Here is a 15,956-nt window from a genome sequence, read left to right on the forward strand (position 1 = left end):
GTCGCGCGCTCCTCGACCTGCAGTCCTGCGGGCTCGACGCGGCTGCGCCGCATCGAGCCCTCCGGACTCTAGAAGACCGGCTTGCCGCCCGTGACGCCGAGCACGGTGCCCGAGACGTAGCTCGCCTCGTCGCTCGCGAGGTAGACGAACGCTGTCGCCACCTCGATCGGCTGGCCGGGGCGGCCGAGCGGCGCGTTCATGCCGAAGTCCTTCACGCTCGGCTTCGTCGTCGGCTGCAGCGGGGTCCAGATCGGCCCCGGCGCCACGGCGTTCACGCGGATGCCGCGCTCACCGAGCTGGGCGGCGAGGTTGACGGTGAAGTTGTTGATCGCGGCCTTCGTCGACGCGTAGTCGAGCAGCGTCTCCGAGGGCTCGAAGGCCTGGATCGACGAGCAGTTGATGATGCTCGCGCCCTCCGCGAGGTGCGGCAGCACCGCGCGCGTGAGGTTGAACATCGCGAAGATGTTGGTCTCGTAGGTCTGCCGCAGCTGCTCGTCGGTGATGTCGTCGAGCGAGTCCTGCGCCATCTGGTAACCCGCGTTGTTGACGAGCACGTCGAGGCCGCCGAGCTCCTCGATGGCCTTCGCCGCGAGCTCGCGGTTCGCCTCGTCGGTGCGCTGGTCGCACGGCACGGCCACGCAGCGCCGGCCCGCCGCCTCGACCTGGCGGCACGTCTCGTCGGCGTCGTCCTGCTCGGCGGGCAGGTAGGCGATAGCGACGTCGGCGCCCTCCTTCGCGAAGGCGATCGCGGTGGCGCGACCGATGCCGGAGTCGCCGCCGGTGATCAGCGCGCGCTTGCCCTCGAGGCGCCCGCGGCCCGTGTAGCTCGTCTCGCCGTGATCGGGCACCGGCTGCAGCTCGTCGGTGCGGCCCGGCCACTCCTGCGACTGCTCGGGCAGGTTCTTGATGGATTCGGTGTCGGGGTTCATGTCCCCCACCCTGCTCCCGGTTGCTGGATGTCCCGTGGGTGACCCCCGGCATCCGCCACCGCCCGTCGGTCGATAGGCTTGGTCGTCAGCCCCGCGACAGAAGGAGCTCGCCCGTGTGCGGCATCGTCGGCATCGTCTCCGACTCGAGCGTCAACCAGCAGGTCTACGACGCCTTGGCCCTGCTGCAGCATCGAGGGCAGGACTCCACGGGCATAGCAACCGCGCAGGATCGCTCGATCCACGTGCGGAAGGCCAAGGGGCAGGTGCGCGAGGCGTTCCGCACGCGCGACATGCGCGCGCTGCTGGGCGACATCGGCCTCGGACACGTGCGCTACGCCACGCGCGGAGAGGCCGAGAACGAGCTGGAGGCGCAGCCGTTCTACGTGAACGCCCCCTACGGCATCGTGCTCGTCCACAACGGCAACCTCACGAACTCGCGCGAGCTCGAGCAGGAGCTCGCGACCGTCGACCACCGCCACGTGAACACCGGCAGCGACACCGAGATGCTCGTCAACGTGCTCGGCTCCGAGCTGCAGACGCTCGTCGCTTCCGGCGCGCTCGACGCCGACCGCGTCTTCAGCGCCGTGCGCCGCGTGCACGAGCGCGTGCGGGGCTCCTACGGCGTGATCGCGCTCATCGCCGGCCACGGCATGCTCGCCTTCCGCGACCCCTACGGCATCCGCCCCCTCGTGCTCGGCTCGCGCCGCAGCACCAAGGGCCACACCGAGTGGATGGTCGCGAGCGAGTCGGTCGCGCTGACGGGCTCCGGCTTCACCCTCGAGCGCGACGTGCGCCCGGGCGAGGCGATCTTCATCGCGCCCGACGGCGAGCTGATCGCCGAGATGACGCACGAGAGCCCCGTGCTGCTGCCCTGCTCGTTCGAGTACGTCTACCTCGCCCGACCTGACTCGGTGATGAACGGCATCAACGTCTACGAGTCGCGGCTGCGCATGGGCGAGCGCCTCGCGGACACCATCGCGCAGTACACGCCCTCCGGCAGCATCGACGTCGTCATGCCGATCCCCGACTCGTCGCGACCCGCGGCGATGGAGGTCGCCCGCCGGCTCGGCATCGAGTACCGCGAGGGCTTCTACAAGAACCGCTACGTCGGCCGCACGTTCATCATGCCGGGGCAGGCGACCCGCAAGAAGTCGGTGCGGCAGAAGCTGAACGCGCTCGAGAGCGAGTTCCGCGGCAAGAACGTGCTGGTCGTCGACGACTCGATCGTGCGCGGGACGACGAGCCGCGAGATCGTCGAGATGATGCGCGCGGTCGGCACGAACTCGGTCACCTTCACGTCGGCGGCGCCGCCGGTGCGCTACCCGCACGTCTACGGCATCAACATGCCCTCGCGGTCCGAGCTCATCGCATCCGGACGCACGATCCCCGAGGTCAACGCGCAGCTGGGCAGCGACTTCCTGGTCTACCAGGAGGTCGAGGACCTGCAGGAGGCGATCATCGGCGGCACCGACATCACCGGCCTCGACATGTCGTGCTTCACGGGCGAGTACGTGACCGGGGATGTCAGCCCCGAGTACCTCGAGTGGGTCGAGCGCACCCAGCTGAGCTAGGCGCTGAGGCCCGGCGGCCTCGCCGGTGCCTGCGCGCGCCCGCCGCTGCGCGGCCCGGGAGCCCAGACGCCGATGCCCGCCACGAGGCAGGCGATGGCCGCGCCGAGCACCACGTCGGGCAGCGGCACCGCGCTGAGCAGCAGTGCAGCGAGGGCAGCGCCGGCAGCGCCGGCGAGCACGATGAGCGCCGATGCTCCCGGGGCGAGGCGCTGACCCGCGCGGCGCGCGACCTCGACCAGGGCGACGGATGCGGCGAGGGCGACCCCGAGGCCGGCCGCGGCCACGAGGTCGAGGGCACCGGGACGAGCGATCGGCGCGACGAGCGCCGCAGCGCCGCCGACCGTTGCGAGGGTCGCGGCGGACGTGCCGCCGAAGCGCTCGACGAGCTTCGCGAGCGGCGGGCCGAGCAGCGCACCGAGCGCGAGCGTCAGCGCGATGGGACCGGCCGGCTGCGGGTCATCGGCGCCGATCGCCGACAGGCCGGGTCGCAGCGCTGCGAGCGCGACGGCGCCCGCCGCGGCGAGCGCCAGCAGCGCGAGCAGGGCGGGCGCGAGCCGCGCGGCTGCCCCGCCCTCACCCGCGGTGTGAGGCTCGGCGCCGCCAGCGCCCCCGCCCGGATGCTCGGCGGACAGCTCGGGAGCGGAGGCAAGACGGTCGGAGAGGGCGACGAGCGCCAGTGCGACGAGCTGCAGCGCGAGCGCCAGGATGAGCGCCGAGGCCGCGCCGCCGGAGGGCAGCAGAGCGAGCGCGGTGACGATCGCGACGCCGAGCGCCGCGGCCAGCAGCGTCGGCGCGGGGCGCACGCGCGGCGCGAGCGCCGGATCGGCAGCGACGGCCACTCGAACGCCCGCGATCTGGGCGCCGGCCCCGAGGCCGAGCGCCGCTGCGGCCAGCAGGTGCGGCGGCTGCCCGAGGAGCGCGAGCGCCGCCATCGTGCCGACGCTCGCGGCGACCAGTGCGGCGGATGCGAGCAGGAGCGATCGGGCGCCCAGGCGCGGCGGTGCCAGCAGTCCCAGCGCCCCGGCGGCGGTCGCCGCTGCTGCGCCGAGCGCGAGCGCGAGCGCACCGCCCTCGCGGGACACCGCATCCGTCGTCGACGCCGCCGCCGCGAGCCCGAGAGCGACCCAGGTCAGCGCGTGCGCCGCACCGAGCCGGGAGCGCCGGGCTGCCACGATCAGGGCTCGCGGCGGTGGTCGGGGTCGGGCCGGTCGCCCCCGACGGCCCCGTCAGCGCCATCGGCGGAGGCGCCAGAGCTGCCTTGCCCGTCGAGCGGCTCGAACGCGGCCTCGACAGCGGGCGCCTCGTCCTCGAGCGGCTCGCCCTCGACCGGAGCATCTGGCTCCTCGACGTCGGTCTGCTCGGCGACGAGGGTGGTGCTGCGCTTCGCGAGCGATCGGTCGATGATCACCGCCACCAGGCCGCCGAGCCCTGCGCCGACCACGAATCCCGCGACGATGACGAGTCCGATGACCGCCGTCGTGTCGACGACGCGGCCGAGCTCATCGACGGCCGGCGGCATGAGCATGGCCGTGACCCACGCCGCGACCGCACCGAGCACTGCGCCGATCGCGATGAAGGTGCCGTAGCGCGGCGTGCGCCGCACCTGCACCTCCACGTCGTGGCGGCGCTCGCGGGGGGCGCGCTCACCGTCCTGACCGGGGTCGGGCGTTGCTTCCATGCCCCGATCATCCCATTCCGCCCCGCGGCCGCGGGCGTGCCGCACCGCATCCGCCCCAGTACTGTCGAGCGTGGTGCCCCTGGCCCACGACGTCCCACGCACACTGATGCACAACGAGGTGAACCATGGCGAATCGCCCTGCCGGAACCAAGCCCCCCGGCGCCCCGCTCGCTCGCGCGATGCGGCCCATCAACACCGTCGTCGAGCGGTGGATCCCATCCGCGCTCGTCTTCGCGATCGTGCTCACGCTCATCGTCGCACTGCTCGCGCTGACGGTCACGCAGACGAACCCCGTCGATCTGGTGACCGCCTGGGGCGACGGCCTCGCGGGCCTGCTCGCCTTCATGACGCAGATGGCGCTGATCCTGCTGCTCGGCCACATGCTGGCCAACACCCGGCCGGTGCGCAAGCTGCTGACCCGGCTCTCGGCGCTGCCGCAGACGCCGGTGCAGGCCTACCTCTTCGTGTTCGTGATCGCCGCGGTCGCCTCACTCATCACCTGGGGCCTCGGGCTCGTCGTCGGTGGGCTGCTCGCGCGGGAGGTCGCGGCCTCCGGCAGGGAGCGCGGGCTGAAGCTGCACTTCCCGATGCTCGTCGCCGCTGGCTTCTCCGGCTTCGTCGTCTGGCACATGGGCTACTCGGGCTCCGGCCCCCTCACCGCGGCCACGCCCGACTCCTTCATCGCCGAGCACCTCGGCGGCGAGGTCATCCCGATCACCGCCACGACCTTCGCCCTGCCCAACATCATCGGCGCCGTCGCCACGATCGTCGTCGTCGCCGTCGCGCTCTCGCTGGTCGCACCGCGCGGCAGCGACCGGATCGTCGAGCTGGAGCTCGACCTGCGCGAGCAGGTGGTCGAGCAGGAGGAGGAGGTCGTCACGCCCGCTGACCGCATCGACGCCAGCCGCATCATCACCCTGCTCGTCGGCGCGGCGCTCGTGTTCTACCTCGTCGTGCACTTCGTGCAGGGCGGCACGATCACCCTCGACATCGTCAACTGGTCGTTCCTCGCGCTCATCTTCCTGCTGGTGAAGAACCCCTTCGAGATCATCAGGCTCACGAAGGAGGCGGCGTCGAACGTGGGCGAGATCCTCCTGCAGTTCCCGCTCTACGCCGGCATCCTCGGCATCATGACGGGCTCGGGCCTGATCCAGGTCTTCTCCGACTGGTTCGTCTCGGTGTCCACGCCGACGACCTTCGGCGTGCTCGCGCTGCTGTCGGCGGGCCTCGTCAACTTCTTCGTGCCCTCGGGCGGCGGCCAGTTCGCGGTGCAGGCGCCGATCCTGCTCGACGCCGCGGAGCGCATCGGCGTCGACCCGGCCATCCCGATCATGGCGGTGGCCTACGGCGACCAGTGGACGAACATGATCCAGCCCTTCTGGGCGCTGCCGCTGCTGGCGATCGCCGGGCTCAAGATGCGCGACATCCTCGGCTACACGATGGTCACGCTCATCGCCTCGGGCGCGGTGTTCGCGACCATCCTGCTGATCTGGTCGCTCTGACCGCAGCGCGAGCGGCCGCGGCGGCGTCAGCGGTGGCGGAAGAGCGAGTTGGTGCTGAGCGAGGTCTTCGACAGCGCCGCGCTCGTGAGGGACGACCGCACGAGCGATGAGCCGCGGCGGCGGATGCGCTCGGTGTCGGCCGCGTCGAGCTGGCCGACGAGCGCCTCGGTCGCGGCGTCGAAGTGCATCGGCAGGCCCTGCGATGCCTGGCGGGCCGCCGCCTTCGCGAGGCGGCGCGCCTCAGCGGCGGCCTGCTTCGCGGCCTGCTGCGGCTGCTGCGTCGCCTCCTGCGTGCGAGTGTCGACGCGCTGGCGGAGCTGCTCGATCCGCTGCAGCCGGTCGCCGCCGGGCAGCTGCTGGGTGCGCTGCGCCGGTGCGTTCTGGCCCTGCTGCGCGCCCTGGCCCTGCTGCATGCGCTGGCCTTGACCCTGCTGCTGGCCCTGGCCGAGGTATGGCTGACCGACCTGCTGGCTCTGCCCGAGGTAGGGCTGGCCGACCTGCTGGCCCTGGCCCTGGCGCGGCGCGCGGCGCTGCACCTGCGAGGCGCTCTGCCCGCTCTGCGTGGCCCGCTCCTGCTCGACCGCCGCTGCGGCTGCTTCGATGCGCTCGCGCCACGACTGCGGCACCCGGTTGACGAGGTGCTCGGCCTGCGACGAGGCGTTGCCCGCGCGCTGGGCCGCCTCCTGGCGCACCTGCTGCACGCCCGAGCGGGCCTGCGCCGACGCACGACCGGCAGCCCCGCGCATCCGCTGGCGCAGCGCACCGAAGCCGCCCCGCATCAGCAGGAAGCCGATGAAGGTGCACGCGAAGGCGACGACGAGCGGCACGAGTGCCGTCTCGAGCGCGCCCTCGACGCCCACGATGAGCGACGACTGCGCGATCCACGGCAGCCACTGCAGGAGCGCCGGCACGCCGTTGAGCAGCAGGATGATGCCGATCACGAACATGACCAGCGGGCCGATCCAGCCCTGCGGTCTCACCACCTGCGCCATGTGCTCAGTATGGCCCCTGCACCCGTGCACCGCCCGGCACGAGGGAGCGCACCCCTCGCGTCATGCCTGCAGGTGGCTCGCAGGAGCCTGCTGCTGCGGCGTGATGCCGAGGGCGCGGAGCCGCGGCTCGTCACCCGCGAGGTCGATCACGGTCAGGCTCGCTGGAGGCACCGGCGCGATGTGCCGGGTCGCGAGCCCCACGAGACCGCCGAGCGCAGCGCGCACCACGCCCCCGTGCGTCACCACCAGCACGGTGCCGCCGAGGGCGGCCGCATCGCGCAGCGCCGCGAGGATGCGGGCGCTCGCCGCATCCGCCGCCTCACCGCGCGGGGGCACGAGCTCGCCCCGGCGCCACGAGCGCACGTCGTCGCCGATCTCGGCGGCCGTGCGGCCCTCCCACGCCCCCAGGCCCACCTCGACGAGGCGGGGGTCGGCGGTGACAGCCTCACCGGTGAGCAGCTGCGCGGTCGCAGCGGCGCGCTGCAGCGGCGAGCAGACCGCGGCGCTCGGCGACCAGGCCTCGACCAGCGGTCGGAGCGAGCGCACCTCGCGCTCGCCCTGCGCAGAGAGCGCGATGTCGGTCGCGCCCTGCAGGCGGCCGGATGCGTTCCACTCGGTGGACCCGTGGCGCACGAGCAGGAGCGTGGTCACAGGCCCGCCCCCTCGCGCGCGAAGGTCCGCACCGGGGATGCGGGCAGCACCAGGCGAGCGCGCGCGGCGCCGACGGCCGCGGCGTGCGCCGCATCCTCGCCGACGATCGCGATGCGGCGGTCGCCGTGGCGCACCGTCGTGACGAGGCGTCCGGCCAGCGGTGTCGACTCGAGCACATCCACGTCCAGCGCGCCGCCGTCCGCGGCGGCGAGGCGCACCGCGTCGGGCCGATACATCGCCAGGAGCGCGCCGCCCGGGTCGGGCACGAACGACTCCCCCTCGCCCCTCCCCGGCACGAGCACCGCCGGCGGCGTGCCCAGGAACTCGGCGACGAACGCGGTCGCCGGCTCCTGCAGGAGCTCCTGCGGGGTGCCGAGCTGCTCGATGCGGCCGTCGCGCATGACCGCGACGTGCGTGGCCATCGCGAGCGCCTCGCCCTGGTCGTGCGTCACGTACACGCTCGTGGCGCCGGACTCGCGGTGCACGCGCATGAGCTCGGCTCGAAGGTCGACGCGGAGGCGCGCGTCGAGGTTCGACAGCGGCTCGTCGAAGAGCAGGACCGAGGGGCGCGGGGCGATCGTGCGGGCGATGGCCACGCGCTGCTGCTGCCCGCCGGAGAGCTGAGCCGGGTGCCGCTCCGCGAGCGCCTCCAGCTCGACGAGCGCGAGCGTCTCCGCGATCCGAGCCCGGCGCTCGGGCGCCGACCACCGAGCCACGCGCAGCGGCCACTCGATGTTCTGCCGCACCGTCATGTGCGGCCAGAGGGCGTAGCCCTGGAAGACCATGCCGATGCCCCGCCTGCCGGGTGGGACGTGCATCCCGGCGCCGCCGTCGGCGACGACGCGATCGCCGAGCGCGATGGTGCCGCTGGTGGGCTCCTCCAGTCCCGCGAGCATCCGCAGCGTCGTCGACTTGCCGCATCCCGAGGGGCCGAGCAGCACGAGGAAGGCGCCCGCGGGCACGTCGAGCGAGATGTCGTCGACGGCGACGGCGGCGCCGAAGCGCTTGCCGAGGCCGCGCAGCGAGATCGGCACGCCGGGGGCGTCGGGCCGCGAGAGGGCGGGAGCTGGTGCGAGCGTCATGCGTCCATCCATGGTGAGCGCCGCCCCTCGAGGCGACGGGCGAGCAGGGTCACGGCGACGGAGACGACCGTGATGATGAGGGTGATGGCGTTGGCGTGCTGCGTGAAGCCCTCGGAGGCGTGCTCGTAGGCGAGCACGGCCAGCAGCGGCGTCGCCGGCGTCACGAGCATCACGACGAGCGAGAGGTCGCGCGCCATCGTGACGAAGACGAGCGCCGAGCCGCCGACGGTGCCCCGGGCGGTGACCGGCAGCAGGATCCGCCCGAGGGTGCGCCAGATGCCGGAGCCGGCGATCGCCGCAGCGTCCTCGAGCTCGCGCGACACCTGCGCGAGCGCCGCTCGCGAGGTCTGGAACGCGAAGGGGATGCTCGCCGCGACGCCGCCGATCACGAGGATCCAGAAGGTGCCGTAGAGGCTCGGGAGCCCGAGCAGCGGGCGCCCGAACTGCGCGATGACGGCTGCGCCGAGCGCGACGCCGGGGATCAGGAACGGGACGTACGAGAGCGAGGCGAGCGTGCCTCCGATCCACGGCGGGGTGCGCGCAGCAGACCAGGCGGCGACGAAGCCGAGCGCCATCGTGATGACGGCGACGGTCGCTGCCAGCAGCACGGTGCCGCCGATCGCCTCGAGGATGCGCGGGTCCACGAGCACGCCGCGCATCCCCTGCGCGATCGACGGATCGGACGCGCCCGTCCAGTAGTGGAGCGTCACGCCGCCGTCGAAGCGGTTCGTGCGCCGCAGGAAGGTGCTGATCGCGAGCACGATCGCGGGGAGGATCGTCGCGGCCGCGACGATCGCGAGCGCGCCCGTGAGCACGACCGGTCGCGCGACCCCGAGGCGGATGCGCCTGGCCCGCGTCGGCTTGCCCGTGACGGTCGCGGCGGAGCGCGAGGTGAGCCGCGTGCCCGTCCACAGCACGACGGCGGCGACGAGCACCAGCAGGATCGAGAGCACGAAGCCGCGCTCCTGGTCGCCGGTGGAGATCGCTCCGTAGAGGCGCGTGCTCAGGGTCTGGAAGCGCACGGGCAGGCCGAGCAGCGCGGGCACCGCGAAGTTCGAGACGCCCTCGGCGAAGGCGAGCAGGAAGCCGGATCCCATGGCGGGGGCGACCGCCGGCAGCGCGATCCGCAGGGCGACCCGTGCCCGCGAGGCGCCGGTGAGCTCCGCGGCCGCGAGCAGGTCGCCACCGACGCTCGCGAGCGCCGCGGCGACCACGACGAACGCGAGCGAGAAGTAGTGCGCGGTCAGGGTGAGGGTGACGGGCAGCGCGCCCCACGCCAGCGCATCCGGCACCTGCACGCCGAGGCTCGAGAGCAGGCCGGAGGCGCCGCCGATGCGGTCGTTGCGGAAGACGCTCTCCCACGCGAGGGCGATCGCGAAGGATGGGATGGCGAAGGGGATGGTCGCGAGCACGCCGACGGTGCGGCGGAGGGGCATGTCGGTCAGCACGACGGCCCAGGCGAGGAACGAGCCGAGCACCACCGAGGCGATGCCCGTGCCGAGACCCACCACGAGCGAGTTGCCGAGCGGCTCCCACAGCAGCGCGGTCGAGAGCGGGCTCGCGACCACATCGGCCCATGCCTCGCGGCCGTCGGCATCGAGCGTGGCGACGACGAGGCCGGCGAGCGGGCCGGCGACGAGCACCGCGAGCGCTGCCAGCGCGATGAGCGCCGGCAGCGTCGCGGGCCGCCGCAGGGCAGCGGTGAGGGAACCGATCACTGGATGGTGAGCAGGAAGTCCGCGGTCGCGTCGCGCAGCTCGACGGTGGCCTCCGGGTCGATCGACCAGGCGCCGAGCTCCTCGAGCGGCAGCGCGTCCTCGTGCGGCGCGATGTCCGTGCGCGTCGGGTAGTCGCCGGCGACGTGGAAGGGCTCGAAGCCGGCACCGCCGTCCTCGCTGTCGTCGCCCATCAGGAAGTCGATCATGAGTCGCGCGGCCGCCGGGTGCTCGGCGCCCTCGGTGATGCCCAGCAGCGCGGGGAAGACGATGCCGTTCGCGGGGACGACGCCCGAGGCGGCCTGCAGCGCCCAGCCCTCCTCCTCGTTGTCGCGGCGGTCGGAGTAGCTCGTGAACCCGACGGGAGGCTGCTCCTGGCCCGTGGTGCCGACGGCCGCGTTCACCGCATCCGTGTCGTCGACGAGCACGAGGCCGTTGTCGTAGAGGTCGGCGAGGAACTGCAGCCCGGCGTCGGCGACGCCCTCGTCGAGCACGAGCGCCTCGCCCGTGAGCTCCTCGTGGGCCGCGGCCATCTCGTCGGCGCGCAGGCTCATCTCGGTCGCGAGGTCGAGGTAGTCGCCCCGCACGTTCGGGTCGACCATGACGACGCGGCCGCTCCACTCGGGCTGGGTGAGCTCCCACAGGTTCGTCACCGGCGATCCCTCGGGGTGCGCATCCTCGTTGTACATGAGGATCTTCGTCGACAGCCGCTGTGCCAGCAGCGGCGCCTGGTGCTGCGGCGGCACGACCTCGGCGAGCCGCTCCGGCACGTAGGGGTGCAGGATGCCCGGCTCCACGAGCTCGGGGATGACGACGGGGGCGTCGGAGAGGTAGGCCACGTCGGCCGTCGCGCTGCCAGCCTCGTGCTCGCTCGCGAGCCTGGCGATCATCTCCGTCGACGAGATGTCGACACCGGTCACGTCGATGCCCGGGTACTCGGCCTCGAAGGCCTCCTCGACCGAGGCGATGCGGCTGGTGAAGGCATAGACGGTGACGGCTCCCTCCTCGGTCGCGCGCTCGACGAGCTCGGCGTGGCCGAGCGCGTCGTAGTCGACCTCGGTGGCGGTGGGGTCGGCGGATGCGGTGGCGCAGCCGGCCAGGACGACAGCGACGAGCGGCAGGGCGACGAGGGCGCCGCGACGGATGGTGAGCATGGGCATGCCTTTCGAGAGGGAGCGTGGCGTGGTGCGCCGGGCGCGGTCGCGGCCCGGCTGCGGTCGGTCAGCGGATGGGTCGGGGCAGAGGAGGCGAGTCACGTGTCGAGCCGCTCGAGCAGCAGCTCGACCCGGTCGAGCGAGCGCGAGGTGCGCTCGGGTGCGAAGCGGGCGATCGCGAGGACGAGGGCGTTCGAGATGGCCATCGGGACGGTGAGGGTGTGGAAGTCGTGGCTGGCACCGCGCGGCGCCGCCAGGGTGCGGTGCGGCTGCGGCGAGAGCGACACGAGCGTGTCCGTCAGCAGCACGGCGCGGGCGCCTGCGTCTGCGGCGAGCGCCAGCAGCGGGAGGAGCATGGCCGGCGCGCGGCGGAACGCGAGGGCGAGCAGCAGGTCGTCCGCGGCGAGCACGGCCGCGCGCTCGGCGATGTCACGGCGCGAGCCGGTGAGGATGACGACGTCGAGGCCGAAGCGCGTCAGCCGCCTGGCGATCTGCTCGACCAGCACGACCGCGTTGCCCTGCCCGTAGATGTGGATGCGGCGCGCATCGAGCAGCTCGCGCGCCGTCGCGTCGAGATCGGCCTGCGTCACGTGCATGCTGATCGCGCGCAGCGACTCGATCTCCTCGGCGAGGAAGGCCGTGAGGTGGTCGGAGGCGGCGTCAGTGCGCTCGATGCGGTTGCGCACGCGCTGCGAGGGGCCGTCACCGCCGAGGTAGTCGGCCCGCAGCGCCTCGCGCAGCTGCGGGAAGCCCTCGAAGCCGAGCCGCTGGGCCAGCCGGGTCGCCGCCGACTCGTGGAGCCCGAGCGGCTGCGTCAGGTCGACAGCGCGCGCGAAGGCCGCCTCGTGCGGCCGCTCGCGCATCGCCGAGACGATGCGTCGGTCGGTCTCGGTGAGGCGGTCGCCGTGCAGCTGGGCGAGGCGGGTGATGAGCACGTCTCGGACGCTAGGCGGAAACGGATTTGCAGTGAGCGCAAGCCGTGCATGTTCACTGGCCGTTCACGACGCGTTCGCCGCTCGGCCTCGCCGGGCACCGACGCCGCGCTGCTGCACTACCCGGCGGGCTGCATCCGCACGAGGGGCAGCCACGCCGAGACGTCGGCGCGCACCCCCGAGGCGTGCACGGCTCCGCGACCCATCGCATCCGCCCACCCCTCGCGCCCGCTCGCGAGCGCGAGCCAGGTCGCGACGTCGGTCTCGATCACGTTCGGCGGTGTGCCGCGGGTGTGGCCGGGGCCCTCGACCGCCTGCACGGCGCCGAAGGGCGGCACCCGCACCTCGACGCTCTTGCCGGGCGCGCGCTCCGCGAGGCACTGCAGCGTGTAGCGCACCGCGAGGGCCGTCTCCGGCCGCGAGGCACCGGGCGCCAGGGCGGCGCGCACCGCATCCATGCCGTCGAGGTCGGGGATGCGCTTGGCCACCGTCCGAGGCTAGCCCGGCCGCTTCTCAGGCGATGCATCCGCCGCGCTGGCCACGGCGAGGCCGCATCGTTCGTAGGATGGGCTGGTGCGGATCCTGGTTCTCGGCAGCGGCGCGCGCGAGCACGCCATCATCGCGGCGCTCGTGGCGGAAGGCGGCCACGAGATCACGGCCGCCCCCGGCAACGCCGGCATCCAGCGCGATGTGGAGGTCGTGCGCCTCGACATCAAGTCGCCCGAGCTCGTCACCGAGCTCGCGACCGAGGGCGGCTACGACCTCGTCGTGATCGGCCCGGAGGCGCCGCTCGTCGCCGGCGTCGCGGATGCGCTGCAGCGCGCGGGCGTGCCGGTCTTCGGCCCGACGCAGGCGGCCGCCCGCATCGAGGGCTCGAAGTCCTTCGCGAAGGACGTCATGGCGCGCGCGGGCGTGCCGACGGGCTTCGACACCACCGCCACGACGCTGGACGAGGTGCGAGCCGCGCTCGACGCATCCGCGCCCCCCTTCGTGCTCAAGGCAGACGGGCTCGCGGCGGGCAAGGGGGTCATCGTCACCGACGACCGCGCCGCCGCCGAGGCGCACGCCGAGCAGTTCCTGCCCGACGGCCCGATCCTCGTCGAGGAGTTCCTCGCCGGGCCAGAGGTCAGCCTCTTCGTCATCACCGACGGCACCGACGTCATGCCGCTCGCGCCCGCGCAGGACTACAAGCGCCTCGGCGACGGCGACACCGGCCCCAACACCGGCGGCATGGGGGCCTACTCGCCGCTCCCCTGGCTCGCCGAGCGCTTCGGCAGCGAGCAGGCCTTCGTCGACGAGGTGGTGAGCACGGTCGCGCTGCCCACGATCCGCGCGATGGCCGAGGCGGGCACACCCTTCGCCGGGCTGCTCTACTGCGGCCTCATCGTCACGCGGTCGGGCGTCAAGGTCATCGAGTTCAACGCGCGCTTCGGCGACCCCGAGACGCAGGTCGTGCTGCCGCGCATCGAGTCGGGCTTCGCGGATGCGCTGCTCGCGGCCGCGCAGGGCACGCTCGGCTCCGCCGCGCCACTGGTGTGGCGCGACTCGGCTGCGGTGACGGTCGTGCTGGCGAGCGAGGGCTACCCGGGCGACCCGGTGACGGGCCGTGCCATCACCGGCGTCGAGGCCGCGGAAGCGCTCGAGGGCGTGCGCGTGCTGCACGCGGCGACCGGCGAGGGCGAGCAGGGGCTCACCGCGACCGGCGGCCGAGTGCTGAACGTCGTCGGCACGGGCGCGACGCTCGCCCAGGCGCGCGACCGCGCCTACGACGCGCTCTCGCGCATCGAGCTGCAGGGCGGGCAGGCGCGCACCGACATCGCGGCCGGCGCATGACCGACGCAGGCGCTGCGCTCGCAGGATGGAGCCTCGCCTACAGCGGCAAGGTGCGCGACCTCTACGTCGCGGAGGGCGAGACCCTCGAGACGGCGGCCGAGATGCTGATGGTCGCCTCCGACCGGGTCTCGGCGTTCGACCAGGTGCTCTGGCCGGCGATCCCGGGCAAGGGCGAGCTGCTCACGAGGCTCACGCTGTGGTGGACGGAGCGCCTCGGCCTGCCGACGCAGCTCGCGCCGCACGCGGTCGAGCGGACGCCGACCGCGGTGCGCGACCGCGCGATGCTCGTGCGCACGCTCGACATGCTTCCGATCGAGTGCGTCGTGCGGGGCCGCGTGACGGGCTCCGGGCTGAAGGAGTACCAGCAGGTCGGCGCGATCTCCGGTGTGGCGCTGCCCGCTGGCCTCGTCGACGGCGCCGAGCTGCCCGAACCGATCTACACCCCCGCGTGGAAGGCGCCGCAGGGGCAGCACGACGAGAACGTCTCCTTCGAGCGCACCGTCGAGCTCGTCGGGCGCGAGGACGCAGCGGCGATCCGCGACCTGAGCCTGTCGGTCTTCGGGCGCGCGGCGGCGATCGCCGCCGAGGCTGGCATCGTGCTCGCCGACACGAAGTTCGAGTTCGGGCGAGACCGGGCCACGGGCGAGCTGCTGCTGGCGGATGAGGTGCTCACCTCGGACTCGTCCCGGTACTGGGACGCCGAGGCGCTCGCGCAGGGCCGCGTGGAGTCGTTCGACAAGCAGATCGTGCGCGACTGGCTGGCGGCCAGCTGGGACGGCACGGGGGATGCGCCGGAGCTGCCGGCGGAGATCGTGGAGCGGACGGCGGCGCGGTATCGCGAGCTGATCGGGCGGCTGACGGGCGCCGCCGCGTAGCCTTCGACACGGTGTGCGCCTGCGGCGCGCACCGGCTCAGGCACCATCCGGTCCCCTGAGCCGCTCCGCGCCGGAGGCGCTGAGCGAGTCGAAGGGTCAGACCTCCGGCGCGTTCCAGGTGTCGCAGGCGCCGACGCCGCCGTTGTAGCCGTTCGTGAGCCACGTCATCCGCTGCTCGCTGGAGCCGTGCGTCCAGCTCTCGGGGTTGACCCCGCCGCCGCCCATCTCCTGCAGCCGGTCGTCGCCGATGGTCTGCGCGGCGTCCATCGCCTGCGCGATCTCCTCCGGCGTCGGCTCGACCAGGATCGGCGCGCCGCCGTCGTCGTCGCGGGTCTGCGAGGCCGCCGCGATCCACGCGCCGGCGTAGCAGTCGGCCTGCAGCTCGCTGCGCACACCCGACGACTGCGGCCCGCTGTCGCCCTGCTGCACGCGGCCCAGCTGCCCCGTCACCTGCTGGATGTGGTGGCCCCACTCGTGCGCGAGCACGTAGAGCTCTGCGAGCGAGCCTCCCTCGGCGCCGAACTGGTCGCGCATCTGCTGGAAGAAGGTGGTGTCGATGTAGATGCGCTGGTCGGGCGGGCAGTAGAAGGGGCCGACGGCGCTCGTCGCGCCACCGCATCCGGTCTGCACCTGACGGTCGAACAGCTGCACCGAGGGGTCGGCGTACTCGATGCCGTTCGCCTCCATCGTGGTGGTCCAGAAGCGCGACATGGAGTCGGCGCCGCCTTCCATGCGGCACGTGACGTTGGCCGGGTCGTTGGCATCCTCACCCGTGCAGCCGGTGACCTCCTCGGTGCCCTGCTGCTGCGACTGCGGGCTGATGGGGTCGCTCGGGGCGAGCCCCGTGAGGTCGACGCCGAACACCATCGAGATGATCACGAGGATCACGGTGACGATGCCGCCGCCGCCGACGGCGATCGCCCCGCCGCCCGGGCCGCGGCCGCCGCCGCCGCGGCTCACCGTCGTGGTGTCGAAGTTCGCGTCGCCCCTGAAGGTCATGGGTGAACAATAGCCCGCTCGCCTCCGCGCGGTGCCGCCGCCC

15 protein-coding genes are annotated in these 15,956 nt (G+C 73.4%); 4 read left to right on the plus strand and 11 right to left on the minus strand.

The genetic code is table 11. The annotated features are described in order from the left end of the window. Nucleotides 1-68: 68 nt before the first annotated feature. Nucleotides 69-929 carry an SDR family oxidoreductase gene (locus BQ6202_RS10705; protein ID WP_072314437.1) on the minus strand — a complete coding sequence of 287 codons (861 nt, stop codon included), beginning with the start codon at nucleotides 927-929 and terminating at the stop codon, nucleotides 69-71. Nucleotides 930-1,042: 113 nt separating this feature from the next. Here BQ6202_RS10705 and purF point away from each other — a divergent pair, with 113 nt between their 5' ends. Beyond that, complete coding sequence (purF, locus tag BQ6202_RS10710; protein WP_072314438.1) at nucleotides 1,043-2,500, plus strand: amidophosphoribosyltransferase; 1,458 nt, start codon at nucleotides 1,043-1,045, stop codon at nucleotides 2,498-2,500. Here the strand turns inward: purF and BQ6202_RS10715 are convergent. Both BQ6202_RS10715 and BQ6202_RS10720 read right to left on the minus strand, forming a co-directional pair. Next, complete coding sequence (locus tag BQ6202_RS10715; RefSeq protein WP_072314439.1) at nucleotides 2,497-3,672, minus strand: hypothetical protein; 1,176 nt, start codon at nucleotides 3,670-3,672, stop codon at nucleotides 2,497-2,499. The genes purF and BQ6202_RS10715 overlap by 4 nt on opposite strands. Before the next feature lie 2 nt (nucleotides 3,673-3,674). Beyond that, nucleotides 3,675-4,178 (minus strand): hypothetical protein, encoded by a 504-nt coding sequence (locus BQ6202_RS10720; RefSeq protein WP_072314440.1) that lies wholly within the window; start codon nucleotides 4,176-4,178, stop codon nucleotides 3,675-3,677. 179 nt (nucleotides 4,179-4,357) lie between these two features. Between BQ6202_RS10720 and BQ6202_RS10725 the strand changes: the two genes are divergently transcribed. Further along, the gene (locus tag BQ6202_RS10725; protein ID WP_083587206.1) at nucleotides 4,358-5,680 is read left to right on the plus strand and encodes a short-chain fatty acid transporter; all 1,323 of its coding nucleotides are present in this window, start codon (nucleotides 4,358-4,360) and stop codon (nucleotides 5,678-5,680) included. Nucleotides 5,681-5,706: 26 nt separating this feature from the next. Here BQ6202_RS10725 and BQ6202_RS10730 read toward each other — a convergent pair whose 3' ends face one another. The 7 genes from BQ6202_RS10730 to BQ6202_RS10760 all read right to left on the minus strand — a co-directional run bounded on the left by BQ6202_RS10730 (nucleotide 5,707) and on the right by BQ6202_RS10760 (nucleotide 12,694). Next, complete coding sequence (locus BQ6202_RS10730) at nucleotides 5,707-6,672, minus strand: hypothetical protein (protein ID WP_072314442.1); 966 nt, start codon at nucleotides 6,670-6,672, stop codon at nucleotides 5,707-5,709. A 60-nt stretch (nucleotides 6,673-6,732) separates the two neighbouring features. Next, the gene (locus BQ6202_RS10735) at nucleotides 6,733-7,323 is read right to left on the minus strand and encodes a histidine phosphatase family protein (protein ID WP_072314443.1); all 591 of its coding nucleotides are present in this window, start codon (nucleotides 7,321-7,323) and stop codon (nucleotides 6,733-6,735) included. Continuing rightward, complete coding sequence (locus BQ6202_RS10740; protein WP_072314444.1) at nucleotides 7,320-8,405, minus strand: ABC transporter ATP-binding protein; 1,086 nt, start codon at nucleotides 8,403-8,405, stop codon at nucleotides 7,320-7,322. Before BQ6202_RS10740 ends, BQ6202_RS10735 begins: the two co-directional genes overlap by 4 nt. Beyond that, nucleotides 8,402-10,123, minus strand: a complete 1,722-nt coding sequence (locus BQ6202_RS10745; RefSeq protein ID WP_072314445.1) for an ABC transporter permease — start codon at nucleotides 10,121-10,123, stop codon at nucleotides 8,402-8,404. The genes BQ6202_RS10740 and BQ6202_RS10745 overlap by 4 nt, the downstream gene beginning before the upstream one ends. Next, nucleotides 10,120-11,274 (minus strand): extracellular solute-binding protein, encoded by a 1,155-nt coding sequence (locus tag BQ6202_RS10750; protein WP_072314446.1) that lies wholly within the window; start codon nucleotides 11,272-11,274, stop codon nucleotides 10,120-10,122. Before BQ6202_RS10750 ends, BQ6202_RS10745 begins: the two co-directional genes overlap by 4 nt. A 98-nt stretch (nucleotides 11,275-11,372) precedes the next feature. After that, nucleotides 11,373-12,209: a MurR/RpiR family transcriptional regulator gene (locus BQ6202_RS10755; protein WP_072314447.1), complete on the minus strand. Its 837-nt coding sequence runs from the start codon at nucleotides 12,207-12,209 to the stop codon at nucleotides 11,373-11,375. Nucleotides 12,210-12,325: 116 nt separating this feature from the next. After that, nucleotides 12,326-12,694 (minus strand): sterol carrier family protein, encoded by a 369-nt coding sequence (locus tag BQ6202_RS10760; protein ID WP_072314448.1) that lies wholly within the window; start codon nucleotides 12,692-12,694, stop codon nucleotides 12,326-12,328. An 85-nt stretch (nucleotides 12,695-12,779) separates the two neighbouring features. Between BQ6202_RS10760 and purD the strand changes: the two genes are divergently transcribed. Further along, nucleotides 12,780-14,039, plus strand: coding sequence for a phosphoribosylamine--glycine ligase (gene purD / locus BQ6202_RS10765; protein WP_072314449.1), 1,260 nt, complete (start codon nucleotides 12,780-12,782; stop codon nucleotides 14,037-14,039). Then, a complete protein-coding gene (locus BQ6202_RS10770) occupies nucleotides 14,036-14,914 on the plus strand; it encodes a phosphoribosylaminoimidazolesuccinocarboxamide synthase (RefSeq protein ID WP_072314450.1) in 879 nt (292 codons plus the stop codon). The genes purD and BQ6202_RS10770 overlap by 4 nt, the downstream gene beginning before the upstream one ends. A 96-nt stretch (nucleotides 14,915-15,010) precedes the next feature. On the opposite strand, the gene ypfJ is transcribed toward BQ6202_RS10770, so the two are convergent. Further along, nucleotides 15,011-15,913 carry a KPN_02809 family neutral zinc metallopeptidase gene (ypfJ, locus tag BQ6202_RS10775; protein WP_072314451.1) on the minus strand — a complete coding sequence of 301 codons (903 nt, stop codon included), beginning with the start codon at nucleotides 15,911-15,913 and terminating at the stop codon, nucleotides 15,011-15,013. Nucleotides 15,914-15,956 lie beyond the last annotated feature (43 nt).

The organism is Agrococcus sp. Marseille-P2731 (assembly GCF_900117395.1).
GTDB lineage: Bacteria > Actinomycetota > Actinomycetes > Actinomycetales > Microbacteriaceae > Agrococcus.